This is a genomic window from Paraburkholderia sp. IMGN_8 (assembly GCF_038050405.1).
GTDB lineage: Bacteria > Pseudomonadota > Gammaproteobacteria > Burkholderiales > Burkholderiaceae > Paraburkholderia.
The window spans coordinates 2,235,286-2,255,021 of sequence record NZ_CP150900.1; the positions used below are offsets into that span (position 1 = coordinate 2,235,286).

A 19,736-nucleotide genomic window follows, 5' to 3' on the forward strand; every position below is an offset into this window, starting at 1 on the left:
CCATGTCGCCGGCGACATAGGCGCCACAGCCATGCGAGTCACGCACTGGCGCGCGATGCCGAGCTCACGAGCGTGCGTGACAACCTGCGCCACGCGTCGATCGCCAGGACCTCGATGTACCTGCACGGCAACGACGCCAGGCGCGCCCGACAGATTACCGACGCCTTCGGCCCACGCAAGACCGTACGGCGCTCTGGCTGACAGCGAGCCACTCGCGCTCGCTTATCGTACTTTGGCGCCTCTTTCATCGAACGCCCCCTCAAGCAGCGCTTGCTTAACCGATCCATGTTCCCCCGGCCCAGGATCTCAGGATTACCCACATCTCGTGGTGTGAATCACCCGTCCTGGCTGAAGAGCCGGTACATCTCTGTGATTTCGTGACGGACCAGGAACCCTCGCCACATGACGGTGGGACCGGGCGGGTGATCATGCTTACGGTTCAGATAGCCGCCGAGGCTGCACGCCGGCTTCCTCCATCGCCTCATAGGTACCAGCCTGGTAGGCGCCGAGGGCGCTGCCGCCCTGCAAGACCAGAACGTGGAGCGGAGGTGGTGGCGTTTGGAATGGGCTGGACATCACGGTTCCTTTCTTTTTGCCAGAGACGGGATGGAATCCGGTGCAGGACCAGCGGTCGGCGTCGCAGGTGCTGCTCCCCAACCACCCCTTACCCCGCGCGGCCGGCACACTCAATGAATGCCAGCAGCCCGGATCACGCCCGGTTCCCCACGAGCCGACAGCACTGCCACATTGCGGATCAGACAACGCTTGCCGTACGTACAACGAGGATAGATTGATTCGAAGAAAGCACCCCGCCCGAGCAGACACGCTACCGCCTGGCGACCCGGACAGGGGTAGCCTGCGTCGGGTTTATCGACCTATTCTGGAAGCATTCGCCGTGCGTCACGATTGATCGCGGCCAAGGGGGCATCATGAATGTACAGGATGGTTTCACTGCCTGCATTGGCAACACGCCGCTGATCCGGCTTGCAAAGCTTAGCGCCGAGACCGGGTGCGAAATTCTCGGCAAGGCGGAGTTCCTGAATCCGGGCGGATCGGTGAAAGACCGCGCAGCGCTCTATATCATCCAGGACGCCGAGCGGCGTGGCGTGCTCAAGGCGGGCGGCACGGTGGTGGAGGGCACCGCCGGCAATACCGGCATCGGGCTGGCGCACATCTGTGCCGCGCGCGGTTATCGCTGCGTGATCGTCATTCCTGAAACCCAGTCGCAGGAAAAAATGGACCTCCTGCGCGTACTCGGCGCGCAGGTGCGTCCGGTGCCGGCGGTGCCGTACAAGGATCCCAACAACTACCAGAAGATCGCCGGCCGTCTGGCACAGGAGATCGAGAACGCTATCTGGGCCAACCAGTTCGATAACCTCGTCAACCGGCAGGCCCACTATGAAACCACCGGGCCGGAAATCTGGCGCGACACGGCTGGCTCGGTGGACGCTTTCGTGTGTGCCACCGGGACCGGCGGCACGCTCGCAGGCGTCGCGCGCTTTCTCAAGGAACAGAATTCCAGGGTGAGGACCGTGCTGGCTGATCCGCACGGCAGCGGACTGTACAGTTTCGTCAAAACGCACGACATCATGACGGAAGGCAACTCGATCACGGAGGGCATTGGCTCCAGCCGCGTCACCGCCAACCTCGAGGGCACGCCTATCGACGACGCGGTGCGCATCGACGACCAGAGTTGCGTCACGATGGTGTATCGCCTGCTGCGGGAAGAGGGGCTGTTCGTGGGCGGTTCCAGCGGCATCAATGTAGCGGCGGCCGTTTGGCTGGCCCGGCAGATGGGGCCGGGCCACACCATCGTTACGTTGCTGTGCGATGGTGGGGGCCTGTATTTTGCGCGGCTATTCAACCCCGCCTGGCTGATGGAAAGAGGACTGGCGCCGGGTTGAGGAGAGGACTTCACGTGACGGCATCACCCGCGAACCGGCAGGGCGTCCCGGTAGCCCACGAAACCGCGCCCCTCTTTCCGGCCAGAACGTCATCACGAAACTGGCCGGTGCGCTGCCGTTGACGTCGGGCGGCAACACCGCCCGTACGGCTTCAAGTAAGGGCGCGGCGACGCGACATCCGGGCGGCTGCGGTGAGCTTGCTGCACAACGCGGTCGAGCGTCTCTGGAACAGGTGCAAGCGACAATCGGGAGTCCATCATGACGGGACCGGCGAAGAATCTCTATGTCGGTATTCCCGTGATTTCTGTACAAATTACGACGGTAGGTTGCCTCAAGCTTGACAAGGCTTTGCAATCTGGCCCGATTTAAACACCATTAAAAATCAGATAGTTGCAGTTTGCCTTTTCTGGTGAGCAACGCACGAAGAAACGTAGCGCAGCTAAAGCCGAAAAGAAGACGTCATGACGCGCAGTCACCTACCTTCCGGAACCACGCACGGGTTGGACTTCCTGATCCCAGACAACTGGGCGGCCGACCAGGCGCTCGCCGTCGTCGAACTCCTCGACGATCTACGCGTGCGGATCTGCACGCACTACCAGCTCGCGCTGCATGAACTGCAGCGCGAGCAACGCGTCCCTCGTGCGAATGCTCACCCGAACGACATCGACGATCCCTTTTAACCTCAACCGTAGGCCGACGTCTGCCTTGGTTGTCTCTCCTTTACCCCTTGCCGCCATCTAGCCGCGCCTTTACACCGCCGGCAACACCCCCGGCAAAATGGCCTGGCGCGCGCCCTGCGCGAGCTCGGTCGCATCGAACGCACGCTCTTCCTGATCGACTGGTTGCTCGATCCAGCCCTGCGCCAACGCGTCACTGCCGGCCTCAACAAAGTCGAAGCGCGCAATTCACTGGCCCGCGCTGTGTGTTTTAACCGGCTCGGCAAGCTGCACGACCGCACGCACGAACTGCAGCGCCATCGCGCGAGCGGCCTGAATCTCGCCGTCGCGGCGATCATGCTGTGGAACACCGTCTATCTCGATCGCGCCATCACCGCGCTGCGTGCGCAGCAGGGCGGCACCCTCGACGAAGCCCTGCTCAAGCACGTCGCGCCCGTGCATTGGAACCACATCATTGCGACTACTACTGGCGGCAAAACAGGCGTGTCGAGAAGGGCGGATTCCGGCCCTACGCCCAGTCCATCCGCCGGCTTAGCGTACTTTGGCGCCCCTTTCGTCGAACGCCCCCTCACTGGACGTTTTTTGCCATCAGCTTGACGGCGACATCGCCTCCCGCCAGCAGCGACCGGCAATACGGGCTGAACCCCTGGCCAGCTTGCGCTGTTCGTTCCTCAGTGGCTCCTTTGGGCTATCCCGGATGAAAGGTGCGAACAGGAAACGTCGGGCTAGCGCCGTCGTATTCCGCCGAACCCGCTCATTCCGCCGAACTGGTGCATTGCGCTGCCGCCCCGCGTTCCACCGAACCCGCGCATGCCGCCGCCGGGAAATGGTCCATGGTGAAAGCCCGCTCCCATTGGCGCACCGAAGCGACCGTGATCCATCTGATTGAAGCGATCGAAGCGATGGAAGCGTTCGAAGCGATGAAAGCGATGGAAGTGATGGAAACGGTCGACAAAAATGAAGCTCGCCCCTGCGCCGACGAAAAACGGCGGCCCCCAATACCAGGGATCGGGATACGGGTAGGCGGCGAGCGGATACCACCGCACGCTACCATCCGCGCTTTGTACGATCTGCCATGTTCCGTCACTTTGCAGGCATGCGCGTCCGACGATTTGCTGTATCGCGCCGTCGATCTCTGCCTGCCCAACGACCGCACGGCAATCGATGCTGTAGGCCGGTACGGGCAAATCGCCATACGTTTGCGCGAGGGCGGACGCAGAAGAACCGAGACAGACGAGCAATGTCCCGAAACGAAGTAATTTGTCCATGATGGGGTCCTGAATGGGACCCCGACGTTGCGACGCGCGGCGTCACCCAGCACATCGGTTTGCTTGCGCAAATTCACGCCGAGGCGGTAGAGATTTGTCACTCGGGACGTGGTTGGCTGATGAGTAAACGATGGAATATGCCGGACTATTCCAGGGGGGAAGGAGTCAGTCGATCGCCGCCGAAGCTGGCGCTGGACCGGCGCGATGTCCGGCCCGGCCCAATAGCTAAGCCGCATCAGGTATTACAAACGGTTACAGGAGAGACGCCTCAGTTTCACCGGGCACTTTTCCTGTCGCCTACGATGGTGTATCGGACCCCGCAGGCGGTCCGCATAACCTGAATGGAAGAGCACCATGAAACGCGCATTGGTTTTAACTGCGCTGGGCGTTTCCATAGGATGCGCATCCGGCGCGGCTCTGGCCCACGCGGACATCGGAGTCTTTTTTGGCGTTCCCGGCCCGGTGTATGTGGCACCGCCTCCGGTCGTCTACCAACCGCCGCCGGTTGTCTACGCGCCGGTACCAGCCTATGGCTACGGATATCAGGACGAATACTGGGAGGAACGGCGTTGGCATGACAATGGCCGGCATCGTGGCTGGTACAAGCACCACCATGAGGATGAGGATGACTGATGCATCGTTGTGCCGGGCTCAGTCATAGAGTTCGCACTGTGCCGCGAGGGCATCCGCCCTCCGTGATCAGGCGCGCATCAGACCCTGTGTTTCGCTAGAAGGCGTTCTTTCGCCGCGATCCTCCGCCTATAGCAAGGGCAGCCAGAGTCAGCAGACAAAAACCTGCACCCGCGTAAAAGGTTACCGCGGCGCCCATGCTGTCCCAAAGTTCACCCGCGACCACGCTTGCAATCAGCACCGCCAGTCCGCTCATCAGATTGAAGAAGCCGAACGCCGTGCCCTTCAGGTCTGGCGGTGCTGCATGTGCGACCATCGTCGCGAGCAGGCCCTGGGTGAGCCCCATATGCAATCCCCATAGTGCGACGCCGAGCAACACGACCGGCCAGTGACTTCCGTGCGCAAGCACGACATCGGACGCAATGAGCACCACGAGGCCGATGGCCAGTAGTCTGGTATGGCTCATCGAGTCAGCCAGTTTGCCAAATGGATAGGCCGACAACGAGTACACAAGGTTCATTGCCACCATCACGAGTGGCACCAGCGCGACCGGTACGCCACCCTGCATCGCGCGCAGGACGAGGAATGCCTCGCTGAATCGCGCAAGCGTGAATACGGCACCGATGAACACCACCCACCAGTAGGGGCGACTCAGCTTCTTCAGATTTTCGAGTTTCAGCGGGTTGACACGTTTCGCGCCCGGCTGGTGCACTGGCTCCTTGATGCCGAATATGAGTATCGCCACCGCGACAAGGCCCGGAATCACGGCGACCCAGAAAACCAGGCGAAAGTTGTTTGCCCAAAGCAGCATCAACCCAACAGCAAGCAACGGCCCGAGAAATGCGCCGACCGTGTCGAGCGACTGGCGCAGACCATACGCCGCGCCGCGCAGATGCGGGGGTGTAATATCAGCGACAAGGGCGTCGCGCGGCGCGCCCCTCACACCTTTCCCGATTCGGTCCGCGACGCGCGCAGTCAGCACGATTCCCGCCGTTGGCGCGAGAGCAAAGAGCGGTTTGCTCAACGCTCCCATCCCGTATCCGATAACCGCGAGCCATTTCCGGTTGCCAAGATAGTCGCTGAGGGCACCGGAAAATATCTTCACGATGGGCGTCGCCGCTTCCGCTATGCCTTCAATCAGGCCCACCATCATGGCGCTCGCACCCAGGGTCGTGACGAGAAACATTGGAAGGAGGCTATGAATGATTTCCGATGAGATGTCCATGAACATGCTCACGAAGCCGAGCATCCAGATACCCCGGGGAATCTGGCTGAGCGTGCCGGTGCGCGGCGTGGAACTGGTCTGCATTTTTTCTCGCCTCCGGGATGTCCGTTCAGCGGCGGTATCGTCGCACGCCGATGTAAAACCAGTATGAAGCAGTGCCAACGGCGGGGCGATATTCCACCGCGACCGGGGCCTTGAAGGCTGGCAGGAACGCCGCGTAATGGGGGAGGCTGGTTCAATCTTCGATGGCGCGGCGCACGCTACCGCCGACAGCCGTCAGGTGCGACTCGGCATCTTCGACCGAGATGCCGAGCTTTAACGCGACGATGGCCACTTTGACCTGGAACCCGCAAGACTCCAGCGTCTGGCGCGCCTGGTCACTCGAAGCGCCCGTCACGCGCACGGTCAAAGCGAGTGAGCGACGGACCAGCTTGGCGTTGGTAGGCCGCAGGTCGACCATGAGGTTGCTGTATACCTTGTGCAGGCCGACCATCAACGCGCTGGAGAAACTGTTTAGCGCGATCTTCTGGGCGGTCCCGGCCTTGAGCCGCGTACTGCCAGAGATGATCTCCGGCCCCGTGTCCAATGTAACGCCGATCTCCGCCTCAACCACGATCGCAGATTGCGGGTTATTCGCAAAGCCGATCGTGAGCGCACCGACTCGCCGCGCGGCGCGCAGCGCCCCGAGCACGTAGGGGGTACGCCCTGATGCCGCAATGGCGAGCACCACATCGTCTGGCGAAGGTCGCGTTGCCAGCAGGTCGGCCGCGCCTTGCTCGTCGTCGTCTTCGGCGCCCTCAATCGCCTCGGTGATGGCAGTGGCACCTCCCGCCAGCAAAGCAATCGCGCGCTCTCTTGGCCAGGAGAAGGTTGGGTATAGCTCGACCGAGTCGAGCAGCCCGAGGCGCCCTGAGGTGCCGGCGCCGACGTAGATCAGTCGGCCACCGGCCGTTATCCGAGGTGCCGCCGCACGTACCGCGTCGGTCAATTGGGTACGGCTGGCCCAAACGGCCTTCACCGCATTGATCTGGTCTTTAACAAAGGTATCGATCAGACGGTCGACGGGATAAAGATCGAGATTTGTATGAAGTGGATTCGGAGTTTCGGTATTGTTCAGCATGATGGCGTGACTATTGTGCGAAGGTCGGACCGCTCGAGAATGGACATAACTTCGTCGTCCAACTGCGACCGTGGCTGAGCGAAACGGCGCGCAAGCTGCATCGATGCGATCGTAGTACTCCTTGCTGTAGTCGAATTCGTACCGGGTGCGGCCATCGATGGTAGTGCGCGCCCGCGCGACATAACCTCGGGCATCGGCATAGCGCTTCCTGGAGGCCGGCAGGTCGAAGATCACCTCTGACCTTCCACCGGACCACGGCTCGCCTCGACAAAATAGCTGAACTCCCTCGCCACAATGGGTACCGACTGCGTCTTGTGAAATTTCAGGTGAAGGCGCGAGCCCGTATCGACACCTGGGAAGATCACCGCCTTCAATTGGGCGTCCTCAAATGTCGCAGAACCAGCGGCGTGCGGCTCCTGGACATCAACGATCTGACCTGGCGCGACCGGATGCTTCACACCGTCTTTGTCGATCGTGGAGGGCGCGACGCTACTGCGTGAAGCTGCGCTGGAGACGGTGGATGTGCCGACAATCGCCGCAGTGCTTGCAATGAGAAGGTAGTGCATGGGGTTGTCGCGATTGGCAAGGGTAAGTCGTCTTCAACACATTCCACATTATGAAAGCGGGCGGGTGTTGTCAAGGGTGCCGGTGCAAGGCACAGATCTATGAAGATAAGTTGAATGTTTTCAATGATTCATACGCTCCGGTGTAAGCTATGCAAAACGCAAAAATCCGCTCCGCCCCAGCCGCCGTCAAGGCGACAGAACGGCTAAACCTTGCATCCAGACAGCTGTCGGTTAAATGGAAAGTTATATTTAAGCCACCTTCTCGCGATGGAGACATTGTGATTCGACATGGCCTTGGCGGTTTGCTGCTTGCGCTAAGCTGTCTTGGCAGCGCGATGGCGGCCGGTCCCGACTGTTCGCGTTCATTTACGCTCGCGTTGCACGATCACGGCCTGCTTTATTCGGTCGACACCGACACCGGAATCGATAAGGATTTCGCCAACGAACTGATCCGCCGCAGCGGCTGCCAGATCAGGATCAGCCTCATGTCGCGCGCCCGGATCTGGAAACTGATCGAATCCGGCGCACTCGATTTCAGCCTGTCCGGCATTGCCAACGATGAGCGCAATCAGTATGCGGATTTCGCCTGGTATTTCAGCAACAAATATTATTTGCTGGTGCGCAAGGATGCCGGCATCCATCAGCTGGCCGATTTCGAGCACAACGACCAATTTCAGCTCGGTGTCATCCGCAGCTTCCGTTACAGCAACTCGGCCAACCGGCTGGTGGACAAGCTGTCGGCTGAAAACCGCGTCAGTCAGGCTGGCGGTCTGGATCCGCTGTATCAGGCGCTGATCCTCCGGAGCATCCAGGGCATGATCATCGAACCCTTCGACTACCCCGCGCTCGACGAAAAGAAAATCCGCGACGTGACCACCATCGTCGAGTTCAACGACCCCGCCATACCGCACGGCCTCATCATGTCGAAGAGGGCACTGTCGCCGGCCGAGCGGGAAAAGTGGCGCGCCCTGGTGAATGAATTGCGAGCGGACGGCACCGTCCGGCGGATCTTCGAGAAGTATTTCAAACCCGACCTCGCCGATTCGATGGTCGATTTCCAGACGCCACCGTGAGCTGGGCGCGCCTTGTCCTGCTCCCGTTACTGGTCCTGTCCGCTGCGTTAGGTGTTACATGGATACTTTGGGACCACGAACGGCAAGCCGCCCATCATGAACTGCTCACGCAGTTCGACTTCTCACTGGGCGACGCTGTTAGCCGGATCGAACAGCGTATGGGCACCTATGAACTCTTGCTGCGCGGCGTGCAGAGTCTGTTCGCCGCCACCGGCGAGATCGACCGTGACCAGTTCCGGAACTACGTCGGCACGCTCAAACTCGACGCCAACTTCTCCGGCATCCAGACCATAGGCATTGTCAAATGGGTACCGGCAACGCAGAAGGACGTTCATGTAGCCGCTATGCGCCGGCAGGGCTTGACCGGCTACACCATTGAGCCCAAGGGTTCGCGCGAAAACTATGCGCCCGTCATCCAGCGCGAACCGTCTATCGGCCTCAATCGCACGTCGCCTGGCTTCGATGCGTGGGCTGACCCTGTGCGGCGGCGCGCGATGGAGCAGGCGCGCGATTCCGGAATGGCAACCATTTCCGGGAAGATCCGCCTGGCCGTAGATTCTGAAGCCAGTGCTCTTCCCGGTTTCATCATGTATCTGCCGATCTATGCGCGAGGGCAGTCACAGGACAGCGTTGCCCAGCGCCGGGCGCACCTGGTCGGCTGGGTCTATGCCTCGTTCCGCATGCATGACGTCGTCGCCAGTCTGTACGGCGAGCAGCCGCCCGGTCTCACAATCGCTATCTACGACGGCGTCGAACCGTCCATCGCAACTCTTCTGCACAGGACTCCTGAAGCAGGCGGGCAGCATCTGGCTTCCGTCATTTCGGCCAATGAATATCTGGTCGTCGGCGGACACGACTGGACACTTTCGATGATTGCCCAGGACGATTTCAAATCCCGTTTCGGCCGTAACGCGGCAATGCTGATCGCCAGCACCGGCGCGGGCCTTAGCCTGTTGCTTGCGCTGCTCACCTGGCTGATGATGACCGGTCGCGGCCGCGCGATGCGACTCGCTTCCGCGATGACGCAGGAATTGCGCGAAAACGAGGAGAAGTTCCGCGCGATTGCCGACTGCACGGTCAACTGGGAGGTCTGGTGGGGGCCGGACGGCAAGCCACGCTGGATCAACCCATCCGTGCAGGAATACACGGGCTATACAGTCGACGAGTGCATGGCCATGCCCGACTTCGCGGGCGCGCTGATCTATCCGGAGGATCTCCCCCGCGTCGCCCCTGAGTTTCTGAAAGGGCTTCAGGGCTTTCGCGGCGATGAACTCGAGTTTCGTTGTGTTCGCAAGGATGGCTCGCTGGTCTGGCTTTCCGTGTCGTGGGTTCCAATCAGCGACGCCAAAGGCGATTTCATCGGTTTTCGTACGAGCGGACGCGACATTACCGAGCGCAAACAGGTCGAGACCGAACTTCGAATCGCGGCTGTCGCCTTCGACTCGCTGGAGCCGATGATGATCACCGATGCCAGTGCCAAAATTCTGCGTGTGAACTCGGCTTTCACCGAATGCACTGGCTATACCGCCGAAGAAATCGTGGGCCAGACACCGCGAGTGCTTCAATCAGGCCGTCACGACGCAGCTTTTTTCCACGAGATGTGGGAAGCGATCCACCGTGCCGGCGGATGGCAAGGGGAAATCTGGGATCGCCGCAAGAACGGCGATGTTTATCCCAAATGGCTCACGATTTCCGCAGTGATGGGAGAGGACGGGATCGTCAGTCACTATGTCGGCACGCATCACGACATTACCGAACGCAAGATCGCGGAAGAAAGAATCAAGGAGTTGGCCTTCTTCGATGCACTGACCCGTTTGCCCAACCGCACGCTGCTGCTGGACCGTCTGAAACAGGCGATCACCGCCAGCGCTCGAAGTGAAGCGTGCGGCGCGTTGCTGTTCATCGACCTGGATCACTTCAAGACGCTGAACGATACCCAGGGCCACGACAAAGGCGATCTGCTACTGCAGCAAGTGGCGCAACGTCTGGCTGCCAGCGTACTCGAGAGTGACACGGTGGCGAGGGTGGGGGGCGACGAGTTCGTGGTGGTGCTGGGGAGCTTGCACGAAAACCGCCAGGAGGCGGCCAGTCAGACTGAGGCGTTGGGTGAAAAAATTCTCGCTGTTCTTGGCACTCCGTATCAACTTGGCGACATTGAATACCGCAGCACTGCGAGCATCGGTGCCACGGTTTTCAGCGGACATCAGGCTTCCATGGACGAACTTCTGAAGCAGGCCGACCTCGCGATGTACAAGTCCAAAGAGAAAGGACGCAATGCCGTGTGCTTCTTCGACCCGGACATGCAGACCGTCGTGATTGAGCGGGCTGCGCTTGAGGCGGGTCTGCGCAACGCAATCGAGGAAAATCAGTTCCTGCTTCATTACCAGGCGCAGATCGACGGCGCCCGCGTCACGGGCGTCGAAGCGCTGGTGCGTTGGCAACATCCTCAGCGCGGTATCGTGCCTCCTGCCGATTTCATTCCGCTGGCTGAAGAAACCGGACTGATTCTTGCGTTAGGAAGCTGGGTCCTGGAAGCTGCCTGCACGCAACTGACGCTATGGGCGACGCGGCCGGACATGGCACATCTCACCATTGCGGTCAATGTCAGCATCCAGCAATTCCGCGAACCTGACTTCGTGGACAAGGTGTTGACCATCATTTGTCGAACAGGCGCGAGGGCAGACAGGTTAAAGCTGGAACTGACGGAAAGCGTGCTGGTGGACAATGTGCAGGACATCATTCAGAAGATGGGTGCGCTCAAGGCGAGAGGCGTCGTCTTTGCACTGGACGATTTCGGTATCGGATATTCGTCGCTTTCCTATTTGAAGCGTCTGCCTTTGGACCAGTTGAAAATCGACCGGTCATTCGTGCGTGATGTCCTGGTCGATCCCAACGACGCCGTGATTGCCAGGGCCATCGTGGCGCTTGCGCAGAGCCTCGGCTTGGGGGTCCTCGCCGAGGGGGTGGAAACCGAGGCTCAGCGGGACTTCCTCGCTGCTGCGGGATGTCATGCCTATCAGGGTTACTATTTCTGCCGCCCGCTTCCCATTGAGGGCTTCGAAACGTTTTTGAACATGCGCGAGTCGCGCTTGTGCGTATCCGAGTGATCACAAAACAAGTGGGACTGAATCGACTACATGCGGCCGGTCGAGGGAATGGTGGGCTACAACGTACAGGTGGCGGTAGATGCCAAACTATTGTCGAATAGATTAGGGCCTCCCGAACTCAGCGCTCGCGGGCCCGAATGGAGAAAACCGTGTGCCAGGGCCGGGACGTGACCAGTGCACACGGCCCTGGTCAATGATCGGAGGCTGCGATGACGCCCGAGCGTTCATCGAGCAGCAGACGGCCTGCGCGCGGACCACCATCAAAATCGAAGAACCCATTCAGCGACCCGGCGACCGCATCGGCTGAACCATTGCCAATGCGCTGCACCCCCCAGTTGTCTTCGATAAAGCGAATGATGGAGGACTGATCGGTCACCTGGTGGTCGATGTAGTTTGTCTTCGCCCAAGGCGATATCACCAGCAGCGGCAGTCGCGGGCCGTAGCCGCAGCGCCCGTTTTGCGCGCCGCCTGCCGGATCGTTCGCCCCGGGTTGGCCGCAGCTCCCCGGAGCCAGCAATTGATCATCAACGGTGTTGGACTGGTAGACGACCGGTCCCATCACATGGTCGTACCATCCATCGGAATCATCGTAGGCAATCACGATCGCGGTCTCACGCCACTCCGGTGAGCGCATGACATCGTTGATCACGCTCACGACAAACGTCTGCTCGTCCAGCGGATCGGAATATCCGGCGTGTCCATCCTGAAACGCTCGCGCTTTCAGGAAGCTCACCGCTGGCAGATTGTGACTCGCGAGCGCGATGTGAAAGCGGCCCAAGTCGTACTGATGGTTGGCCTGGTCAGTTTTGCCGATCGCCGCATCCGAACCCGGCGGCAAGTGGCGCGCGTTCTGCGTGCTCTTCCAGTACTGAAAGAACGCGTGATGCGGTATGTAGTCGGCGCCCGCGCTACTGCCCGACACATTGTTATGGGCCAGCTTGCAGTCGTCAAAGCCGCCCATGAATGCGCCCCAGGTGATGCCTGAGGCGTTCAACCGGTCGCCAATGTTTTCACCTGACATGGTGATCTGGGTGCGCGCAGGATTGGAGCACATGTCGCCCGCCGGGTCCGGATCGCCGATTACCGCGCCACTGTTGGCCCCGTTGGCAATATTGCCGGTCGCCGAAAGGCCGTTGGTGATCGTTCCCATGTAGGTCGTGCCGGCGACAAGGTTCAGAAGACCGGGCGTTGATGGACCGAAGCTCGTTCCGAACGAGTTGTCACTCATCGCATAGTGCTGGGCGTAATTCCACAGCGCGGTCACAGTGTTGCCATCGTAGTAGCCGAGCGTGCTGTTCGATCCGATGTTGGTATCTTTGCAACTGTGCGCAAGGAAGCGGTCCATGAGTCCGCCGTGAAACGCGTACTGTTCGTCTCCGTAACCGTGATCCTGATCGCATGTCACAGGCACGCTGCGATCAATGCGAAACGGATTTGCTCCGTTGGGGTTGTGGGTAAGCAAACCCGCACTCAACAGCGTGTTGGCCCTGGGGGTATCGTTCCCTGGTTTATAGAAGAAGCGCGAGCCGTCCTTATTTGGTTGGGCGTGCGGATAGGTGCCGAAGTAATGATCGAAGGAGACGTTCTCCTGAAAGATCACAACGATGTGTTTGATCGGGGTCCTGGTGGGAAATTCATCGTCCGATCGGGCGGGTGTCGAGACCATCAGTCCCGCGCTCACCATGGCCGCCAGTGTTCTGGCCGGCGTAAGCCAATGAGGTTTCAGTGTTTCCATGTGCGGCCTCCTTTAGATCTATTGGTAATCACAATGGGATGCTTCGGGCAAACACCTGGTCGAGGCTGTCGGGATGAGGCGCTCGGATCAGGGCTGGACTCAGCGTAGGCAGCCGGTATGACACCTGGGTGACAGGCGCTCTAAGGTTGAGACCATTTCCTGTCACCAGGAGGGCGGGTATGGATACGTTAGTCGTACGACGGTATTCATCAGATTCATCCAATCGCCACAGCCGGGACACATGATCGTCCCGCCATCGTCATGTTCAGCCGTTATCTTCCGGTAGGTCTTGTAATTTTCGGTGATGAATAACCCATGGTTCACCAGCACGTCGCGCTGCGGCCATAGACCACCTCACCGTCTCGTGCCCCCCAAATACCGTCCGGTTTTCTGCGAGGAACAATCATGAAGAATCATTCGCTCGAGCGCGTGTTCAAGTTGTGCGTCGTGGTATCTGCAGTACTGCTGACTATACAGGCGCGCGCCGATTCGGAGAACGAAAGGGAATTCACGGAACACAACGGAAGGATGCCGCTGGCGACTGGCCAGTACGTGACGCCTGCGTTCCTCAGCGGCGCGGTTCAGCAACCGCTTAACCCGGGCCTCGCCGCGTACCCGAATTTCGTCGCGGGCGAAGCGGTGCGTTCGCAGCTCAGTCCGGACGGCACGACGCTCGCGGTCCTCTGCGCCGGCCAGAATTCGCTCTACGCGCCCGACGGTACAGTCGATCAGGCAAACTCGACCCAGTACATTTTTCTCTACAACGTGGCCGGTGCCAACATGGCCAAGCCATTGCTGACCCAGGTGATCCAGCAGACCAACGCCCATGTCGGCCTGGTCTTTTCGCCTGACGGCAGCACGCTCTACGCGGCGGGTGGCGTTGACGATGCCGTGTATGCGTATCAGAAGAGCGGCGCAACCTGGTCGCAGATGGCAAAAATTGCCTTGGGCCATGCCGGCAAGGGTGTGGGCCTGGGCGTGCAACCCAATGCCGGTGGCCTCGGACTATCCGCCGACGGCAAGACGCTGGTCGTCGCGAACAACTACAACGACTCGATCAGCGTGATCGACACCGCCACCCGCACAGTTCGCTACGAGCACGACCTGCGCCCCTATCAGGCGAACAATGAAGGCGCCGGCGGCGGCGCCGGTGGAACCTTTCCGTTTGCGGTGGTCGTGAAGGGCAACGGCACGGCCTACGTGTCTTCCGATCGCGACCGGGAAGTCGTCGTGATCGACATCTCTTCGCCCACCGCCGGCCGCCTGGTCAAGCGCATCAAGCTCGACGGCAATGCCCTCGGTATGACGTTCGATGCCTCGCAAGCCAGGCTGTACGTGGCGCAGGACAACGCCGACCAGGTCGCGGTCATCGACACCGCGAGCAACACGGTCACTGCAAAGATTGACGCGCGCGCTCCAGCGGGCCTGCTACGCGGACCGAAGTACACTGGCGCGGCCACGTTCGCGGTGACGGTTTCCAGAGATGGCAAGACGCTTTACGCTGTCAATTCCGGCGCGAACTCGGTGGCCGTGATTCCGATCAGCGGTCGCAATGCGAACACCGTCACGGGTCTGATTCCCACGGCCTACGAGCCGCACGACATTACGTTCAGCGCTGATGGCAACTGGATGTATATCGTGAACGGCAAGAGCATCACAGGCGCCAACCCGGGCCACCTGTATGGCCATACGGAACTCGTCACCAACGTCACCTTCCCGGGCGGCAACACAGCGGCCGCGGCCGCGGCGAGAGCGTCGAACCAGTATCAGTTCCAGCTCGAACGCGCGTCTCTGGTCAGCGCCCCAGTGCCCAAGGCGTATGAGCTACATGAGTTGACGGAGATGGTCGCGCGGAACAACTTTTACTCGGACGAACCGGGCGAGCACGACGAGGGGAAGATCGACTTCTTGCGCAATCGGATCAAGCACGTCATTTATATCGTCAAGGAAAACCGCACCTTCGACCAGATTCTCGGTGACCTGCACAACGGTGCGAACGCCGATCCAAGTCTGGCCATGTTCGGTCAAAATATCACGCCGAATTTCCACAGTATGGCGCGCAACTTCGTCACGCTGGACAACTTCACGGACCCCGGCGACGGCAGCATGGACGGTTGGTCATGGGCGCTGCAGGGCCGCGTGACCAATACCGAGACGATCACCCAGCAGATCAACTACGCCGCCGTGAACCGTGGCCTGTCCTACGAGTCGGAAGGTTCGAACCGCAACGTGCCGGTCAATCTGGCGACTACGATGGATCGCGATCACGCGACCAACGGCGCATACAGCACGGGAGCTGCCGCGCTGCCCGGCGGCCCGGCCAATCTGCTGGCGGGCGTAGGCAACCATGCGTCCTCCGACGCACCGTTCGGAATCCAGAAGGGTTACATCTTCAATGCCGTGCTTGCAGCCGGCGGCACGGTGCGCAACTACGGCTTCCTGGTCAGCAACATCGGCAGCATCGGCACCCAGGCGTCGCCGGTATCGAATCCGTTCGCCGCCGGTATCGTGCAGGTGGCCCCGCTCGAACCGACGCTCGCCGCGCTCACCGACGTCTACTTCCGCGGTTACGACCAGAATTACCCTGACCTCTGGAGGTACAACGAGTGGAAGCGCGAATTCGACCAGTTCGTGGCGCAGGGCAATCTCCCCAGCCTGTCGACGGTTCGCTTCAGCCATGACCACACGGGCAGCTTCGGCACCGCGCTCGCCGGCGTCAACACACCGGAAACCCAACAGGCCGACGACGACCTGGCCGTTGGTCGGCTCGTCGAGGCCGTGGCCCACAGCCCGTATGCGGCGAATACGCTGATCATCGTCACCGAGGACGACTGCCAGGACGGCCCGGACCACGTCGATTCGCATCGCGCGACGGCGTATGTTGTCGGCCCGTATGTCAAGCAAGGCGCGGTGGTTAAGACGCGCTACAGCCAGGTCAATGTGCTTCGGACGATCGAGGACATTCTCGGCACGCAGCACATCAATCTGAACACCGCCTATCAGCGGCCGATGACAGACGTCTTCGACACTCGTTCATCAGGTGCCTGGACCTACAACGCTACCGCCTCTACCGTTCTGAAGACGACGACACTGGCGCTAGGCAGGCCGGACGGCAACGTGCAATTCGCACAGGGCCCGGACGTCAAGCCAACGCACGATGCCGCCTACTGGGATAGAGTCACTGTCGGCTTCGATTTCGACGAGGCCGATCAGGTGCCCCCCGCCAAATACAACAAGGTGTTGTGGTCCGGCATCAAGGGCAAGAAACCGTATCCGACGCCGCCCCACAGTCAGGACCTAGCTCAAACGGACGACTGATACGCGGCCCGAATGCTCCGGCGGGGGCAAGGGCGCCTCGCCCCCGCAAGCGCCGGCTGCGCAACGGCTCAGGCCCAGAACCTATGAACGGTGGGCGACCATCGCCAAGGTCGACGGAAAGGCTTCACGGACGGCGGTCGTTTGTTCTGCGCTGTATTTCATGTTGCACGATCGGGGCACGACGCAGAGGATGGTCTGGTCGCTGGCGACGCGCGTCGGTCTGCCGATTACGCTGTTCCTGTCCATCTTTTTTGCGCACTGGATGGGCTGGAACCGGTCCGCCGGCATTCCCTCTGGTCTCTGGGGCCTGTTCACATATGAAACTATACTGAAAGAAGTCGCCCTGGTTCATGTCCACCTGACTCAAGCGGCAGGCCCCGAACAGGACGTCAAGGCGAACAGGCCTGTCCGCGGGGAGAAACATATGTTCAAGCATCTACTGGTGCCGACCGACGGTTCGGCACGCTCCGACGCAGCCATCCAGATGGCCGTGACGCTCGCCAGCGAAAGCGGAGCCAGGGTCACAGGGCTCCATGTCATCCCGGAATTCCATGTTCTCGCGTATGGGCTCGAAATGCTCGCGGACACCGAGGAGCAATTCATTCAGGTCACTCGACAGCATGCGGATGACTATCTCGCGGCGGTCACGAAAGCGGCCACGCAGGCCGGTGTCGCGTGCGATACGGTTGCCAGGAACCACGATCACCCGTACGAGGCGATTGTCAGCGTTGCAGCGCAACGAAACTGCGATCTCATCGTTATGGCGTCCCACGGCAGGGGCGGGATGCGCGCTTTGCTGCTCGGCAGCGAGACCCAGAAGGTGCTGACGCACACCCAGATCCCGGTCCTCGTCGTCCGGCAGTCGACGCAAACCGGCGTGGGCCAGGGCGTCGAATCCGGCACGTCATCAACCGCACCAAAACCTCCTCCGCCCCAGCCGTTCATCATCGCCCGCGCGTCGCTGGCTGTCAGTCCGGTGCGCGTCTCGTCCGCTGTGCCGGCACGCCCAGGAGGCTGGCGACGTTGACATCAGGGCGGGAGGGTTGTGCGTTTTGCACGAAGCGCGGCGAGAATACCCCTCAGGATATCGATGGGAGGCGGCGGGCAGCCCGGGATCGTGACGTCGACCGGCAGCAGATTCGACAGCGGCCCGCGCACGGCGTAACTGTCCTTGAAAATACCGCCCGTGCAGGCGCACTCGCCGGCGGCGACCACCAGCTTCGGCTGCGGCGTTGCCTCATAGGCCTGCAATACCGCTTCCTGCATGTTCAGCGTGAGCGGGCCGGTGACCAGCAGCATGTCGGCATGGCGGGGACTCGCGACGAACCGGATACCCAGACCCTCGATGTTGTAGTACGGATTGTTGAGCGCGTGGATTTCCAGTTCGCAGCCGTTGCAGGAGCCCGCATCGACCTCGCGAATGCACAGCGCCCGGCCGAGCACGTCGAGTATTTCCTGCTGGATCCGGTGGCCTTCGGCCCGCCATGCGTCATCGCCCTCGGGCACGCGCAGAGTCGGCGTGCCAGTTGTCGCGATCTGTTTGAGAAGTTGCCACATTACAGGTCGTGTCCCGCGTAGTTCAGATTGAACGATTTATTGATCAGCGGGAAATCGGGAACGATATTGCCGATGATCGCGTGTTCCAGGGCTGGCCAGTTCTGCCACGACGGGTCATGGCAATGGCAGCGCACAATGGTGCCGTCGGCTCCAGTCTCGATGGCGACCAGCACATCGCCTCGCCAGCCCTCAATCCAGCCCACGCCATAGGACGGCGAGCTTCCGTGCTCAATCCCGGAGGCAATCGCTCCGTCCGGCAGATCCGTGAGCAGGGCGCGGATGAGCCGGATGGACTCGTAGACCTCGCCGAAACGGACCGCGACGCGGGCCGCCACGTCACCCCGTTCGTCGCTGACCATCTGCACCTGAACCTCATGGTAGGGCGCGTAAGGATGATCGATCCGCACGTCGATTTTCCGCCCGCTGGCACGCGCGACCAATCCGCATACATCGAAGTGCTCTGCCACTTTGGCGGACAGTATCCCTGAGCCCGCGAAGCGATCCTGCAGTCCCGATTGATCGTCATAGATACGCTGCATCACGCGGACCTGCGAATCGATCTGCTCGCACTGCGTCTCTATTGCAGTGATGAAACGCGGATCGATCTCCGTTGCCACGCCACCAGGAACGATCTGATCCATCAGATAGCGGTGGCCGAAGAGCCAATCGTTCAGGCGCAGCCAGTCTTCCTTCAGGCGTGAAAACGTGGCCAGCCCGTACGCGAATCCTGCATCGTTGCCGAGCGCACCCAGATCGCCGAGGTGGTTGGCAATGCGCTCACGCTCGAGCAACAGCGCACGCAGCCACTGCGCGCGTGGCGGAATCTGGACATCGAGTGCCCGTTCGACCGCCATGCAGTACGCCCACGAGAACGCGACAGTAGAATCCCCGGCGATTCGTCCCGCCAGACGATGCCCGAGCAACAGAGGCGTTTGCTGAAACAGCTTTTCGATGCCGCGATGCGCGTAACCGAGCCGCTCCTCAAGCCGCAGCACTTTCTCACCGACGACCGAGAAGCGGAAGTGTCCCGGCTCGATCACGCCCGCGTGGATCGGGCCAACGGCGATTTCGTGGACGCCATCCCCGGCGACCGGCACAAACGGATAGTCCGCTTCCTGCGATTCGAACCGTTCGGCCCCGGAAGACAGCTTCTGCAGCGGATAGTAGTCGGCAGGCCAGTTACCATGGTTCAGCCACGGCCTCGTATCTTCGGCTCCGATCGCACGCAGTCCTAGCAGATCGTAGACGGCGCGTTGCATACGCGTCGCGCCTGGAAAGACGGTCGACAGGTCCGGGTATCCGTTCTCATACACATCGCCTGCAGGCGACTGAAGCCACAGGATGCCGTCTTCCAGCGCATACGCGGCGGAGATCACAAATGCGCCCGCCGTCTCTTCGGTACCCCACAGGGAGATCAGACGGCCACCCGCCTCGCGCACCGTGCCGGCGGTGCGGGTCCACGTGTCATGATCGACCCGTGCGAGAAAAGCCGAGGATCTGCCCGCAAACATGGACAGGCGAACCAGGTTGGGAAACCTGAAGGCCTCGATGCGCAT

At 60.9% G+C, this 19,736-nt stretch carries 14 protein-coding genes and 3 pseudogenes; 9 read left to right on the forward strand and 8 right to left on the reverse strand.

What is annotated here, in order from left to right:
• Positions 1-21: 21 nt before the first annotated feature.
• Positions 22-201: pseudogene (locus WN982_RS10425) on the forward strand (hypothetical protein); the annotation flags it as partial.
• 231 nt (positions 202-432) lie between these two features.
• Here the strand turns inward: WN982_RS10425 and WN982_RS10430 are convergent.
• Positions 433-576: a hypothetical protein gene (locus tag WN982_RS10430; protein ID WP_341315611.1), complete on the reverse strand. Its 144-nt coding sequence runs from the start codon at positions 574-576 to the stop codon at positions 433-435.
• A gap of 353 nt (positions 577-929) precedes the next feature.
• Here WN982_RS10430 and WN982_RS10435 point away from each other — a divergent pair, with 353 nt between their 5' ends.
• The 3 genes and pseudogenes from WN982_RS10435 to WN982_RS10445 all read left to right on the forward strand — a co-directional run.
• Positions 930-1,904 (forward strand): cysteine synthase A, encoded by a 975-nt coding sequence (locus tag WN982_RS10435; protein ID WP_341315612.1) that lies wholly within the window; start codon positions 930-932, stop codon positions 1,902-1,904.
• Positions 1,905-2,365: 461 nt separating this feature from the next.
• Positions 2,366-2,584: a hypothetical protein gene (locus WN982_RS10440; RefSeq protein ID WP_341315613.1), complete on the forward strand. Its 219-nt coding sequence runs from the start codon at positions 2,366-2,368 to the stop codon at positions 2,582-2,584.
• A 60-nt stretch (positions 2,585-2,644) separates the two neighbouring features.
• Positions 2,645-3,116, forward strand: a pseudogene (locus WN982_RS10445) (Tn3 family transposase); the annotation flags it as partial.
• 190 nt (positions 3,117-3,306) lie between these two features.
• Here WN982_RS10445 and WN982_RS10450 read toward each other — a convergent pair.
• Positions 3,307-3,849 (reverse strand): hypothetical protein, encoded by a 543-nt coding sequence (locus WN982_RS10450; protein ID WP_341315614.1) that lies wholly within the window; start codon positions 3,847-3,849, stop codon positions 3,307-3,309.
• 354 nt (positions 3,850-4,203) lie between these two features.
• On the opposite strand from WN982_RS10450, the gene WN982_RS10455 reads away from it, so the two are divergent.
• Complete coding sequence (locus WN982_RS10455; RefSeq protein ID WP_341315615.1) at positions 4,204-4,482, forward strand: hypothetical protein; 279 nt, start codon at positions 4,204-4,206, stop codon at positions 4,480-4,482.
• Positions 4,483-4,576: 94 nt separating this feature from the next.
• Here the strand turns inward: WN982_RS10455 and WN982_RS10460 are convergent, their stop codons facing one another.
• The 3 genes from WN982_RS10460 to WN982_RS10470 all read right to left on the reverse strand — a co-directional run bounded on the left by WN982_RS10460 (position 4,577) and on the right by WN982_RS10470 (position 7,390).
• Positions 4,577-5,788 carry an MFS transporter gene (locus tag WN982_RS10460; RefSeq protein ID WP_341315616.1) on the reverse strand — a complete coding sequence of 404 codons (1,212 nt, stop codon included), beginning with the start codon at positions 5,786-5,788 and terminating at the stop codon, positions 4,577-4,579.
• Between the two features lie 151 nt (positions 5,789-5,939).
• Positions 5,940-7,058: an N-acetylmuramic acid 6-phosphate etherase gene (locus tag WN982_RS10465; protein WP_341315617.1), complete on the reverse strand. Its 1,119-nt coding sequence runs from the start codon at positions 7,056-7,058 to the stop codon at positions 5,940-5,942.
• Positions 7,055-7,390, reverse strand: a complete 336-nt coding sequence (locus WN982_RS10470) for a DUF3857 domain-containing protein (RefSeq protein WP_341315618.1) — start codon at positions 7,388-7,390, stop codon at positions 7,055-7,057. Before WN982_RS10470 ends, WN982_RS10465 begins: the two co-directional genes overlap by 4 nt.
• A gap of 278 nt (positions 7,391-7,668) precedes the next feature.
• Here WN982_RS10470 and WN982_RS10475 point away from each other — a divergent pair, with 278 nt between their 5' ends.
• Positions 7,669-8,463, forward strand: a complete 795-nt coding sequence (locus tag WN982_RS10475) for a transporter substrate-binding domain-containing protein (protein ID WP_341315769.1) — start codon at positions 7,669-7,671, stop codon at positions 8,461-8,463.
• Positions 8,460-11,570 (forward strand): EAL domain-containing protein, encoded by a 3,111-nt coding sequence (locus WN982_RS10480; protein WP_341315619.1) that lies wholly within the window; start codon positions 8,460-8,462, stop codon positions 11,568-11,570. Before WN982_RS10475 ends, WN982_RS10480 begins: the two co-directional genes overlap by 4 nt.
• Before the next feature lie 190 nt (positions 11,571-11,760).
• Here the strand turns inward: WN982_RS10480 and WN982_RS10485 are convergent, their stop codons facing one another.
• Complete coding sequence (locus WN982_RS10485) at positions 11,761-13,305, reverse strand: alkaline phosphatase family protein (RefSeq protein WP_341315620.1); 1,545 nt, start codon at positions 13,303-13,305, stop codon at positions 11,761-11,763.
• Positions 13,306-13,710: 405 nt separating this feature from the next.
• Between WN982_RS10485 and WN982_RS10490 the strand changes: the two genes are divergently transcribed.
• Both WN982_RS10490 and WN982_RS10495 read left to right on the forward strand, forming a co-directional pair.
• Positions 13,711-16,623 (forward strand): bifunctional YncE family protein/alkaline phosphatase family protein, encoded by a 2,913-nt coding sequence (locus WN982_RS10490; protein WP_341315621.1) that lies wholly within the window; start codon positions 13,711-13,713, stop codon positions 16,621-16,623.
• A gap of 424 nt (positions 16,624-17,047) precedes the next feature.
• Positions 17,048-17,482, forward strand: a pseudogene (locus tag WN982_RS10495) (universal stress protein); the annotation flags it as partial.
• Between the two features lie 170 nt (positions 17,483-17,652).
• On the opposite strand, the gene WN982_RS10500 reads toward WN982_RS10495, so the two are convergent.
• Complete coding sequence (locus WN982_RS10500; protein ID WP_341315622.1) at positions 17,653-18,180, reverse strand: NADH-quinone oxidoreductase subunit B family protein; 528 nt, start codon at positions 18,178-18,180, stop codon at positions 17,653-17,655.
• Positions 18,180-19,736 (reverse strand): NADH-quinone oxidoreductase subunit C, encoded by a 1,557-nt coding sequence (locus tag WN982_RS10505; protein WP_341315623.1) that lies wholly within the window; start codon positions 19,734-19,736, stop codon positions 18,180-18,182. Before WN982_RS10505 ends, WN982_RS10500 begins: the two co-directional genes overlap by 1 nt.

Excerpts from the sequence above, each read along its gene's own strand:
- WN982_RS10435 (WP_341315612.1), top strand. The coding sequence starts at position 930 with ATGAATGTACAGGATGGTTTCACTGCCTGCATTGGCAACACGCCGCTG.
- WN982_RS10455 (WP_341315615.1), top strand. The coding sequence starts at position 4,204 with ATGAAACGCGCATTGGTTTTAACTGCGCTGGGCGTTTCCATAGGATGC.
- WN982_RS10485 (WP_341315620.1), bottom strand. The coding sequence starts at position 13,305 with ATGGAAACACTGAAACCTCATTGGCTTACGCCGGCCAGAACACTGGCG.
- WN982_RS10440 (WP_341315613.1), top strand. The coding sequence starts at position 2,366 with ATGACGCGCAGTCACCTACCTTCCGGAACCACGCACGGGTTGGACTTC.
- WN982_RS10505 (WP_341315623.1), bottom strand. The coding sequence starts at position 19,736 with ATGCGCATCGAGGCCTTCAGGTTTCCCAACCTGGTTCGCCTGTCCATG.
- WN982_RS10500 (WP_341315622.1), bottom strand. The coding sequence starts at position 18,180 with ATGTGGCAACTTCTCAAACAGATCGCGACAACTGGCACGCCGACTCTG.
- WN982_RS10490 (WP_341315621.1), top strand. The coding sequence starts at position 13,711 with ATGAAGAATCATTCGCTCGAGCGCGTGTTCAAGTTGTGCGTCGTGGTA.
- WN982_RS10460 (WP_341315616.1), bottom strand. The coding sequence starts at position 5,788 with ATGCAGACCAGTTCCACGCCGCGCACCGGCACGCTCAGCCAGATTCCC.
- WN982_RS10470 (WP_341315618.1), bottom strand. The coding sequence starts at position 7,390 with ATGCACTACCTTCTCATTGCAAGCACTGCGGCGATTGTCGGCACATCC.
- WN982_RS10450 (WP_341315614.1), bottom strand. The coding sequence starts at position 3,849 with ATGGACAAATTACTTCGTTTCGGGACATTGCTCGTCTGTCTCGGTTCT.
- WN982_RS10430 (WP_341315611.1), bottom strand. The coding sequence starts at position 576 with ATGTCCAGCCCATTCCAAACGCCACCACCTCCGCTCCACGTTCTGGTC.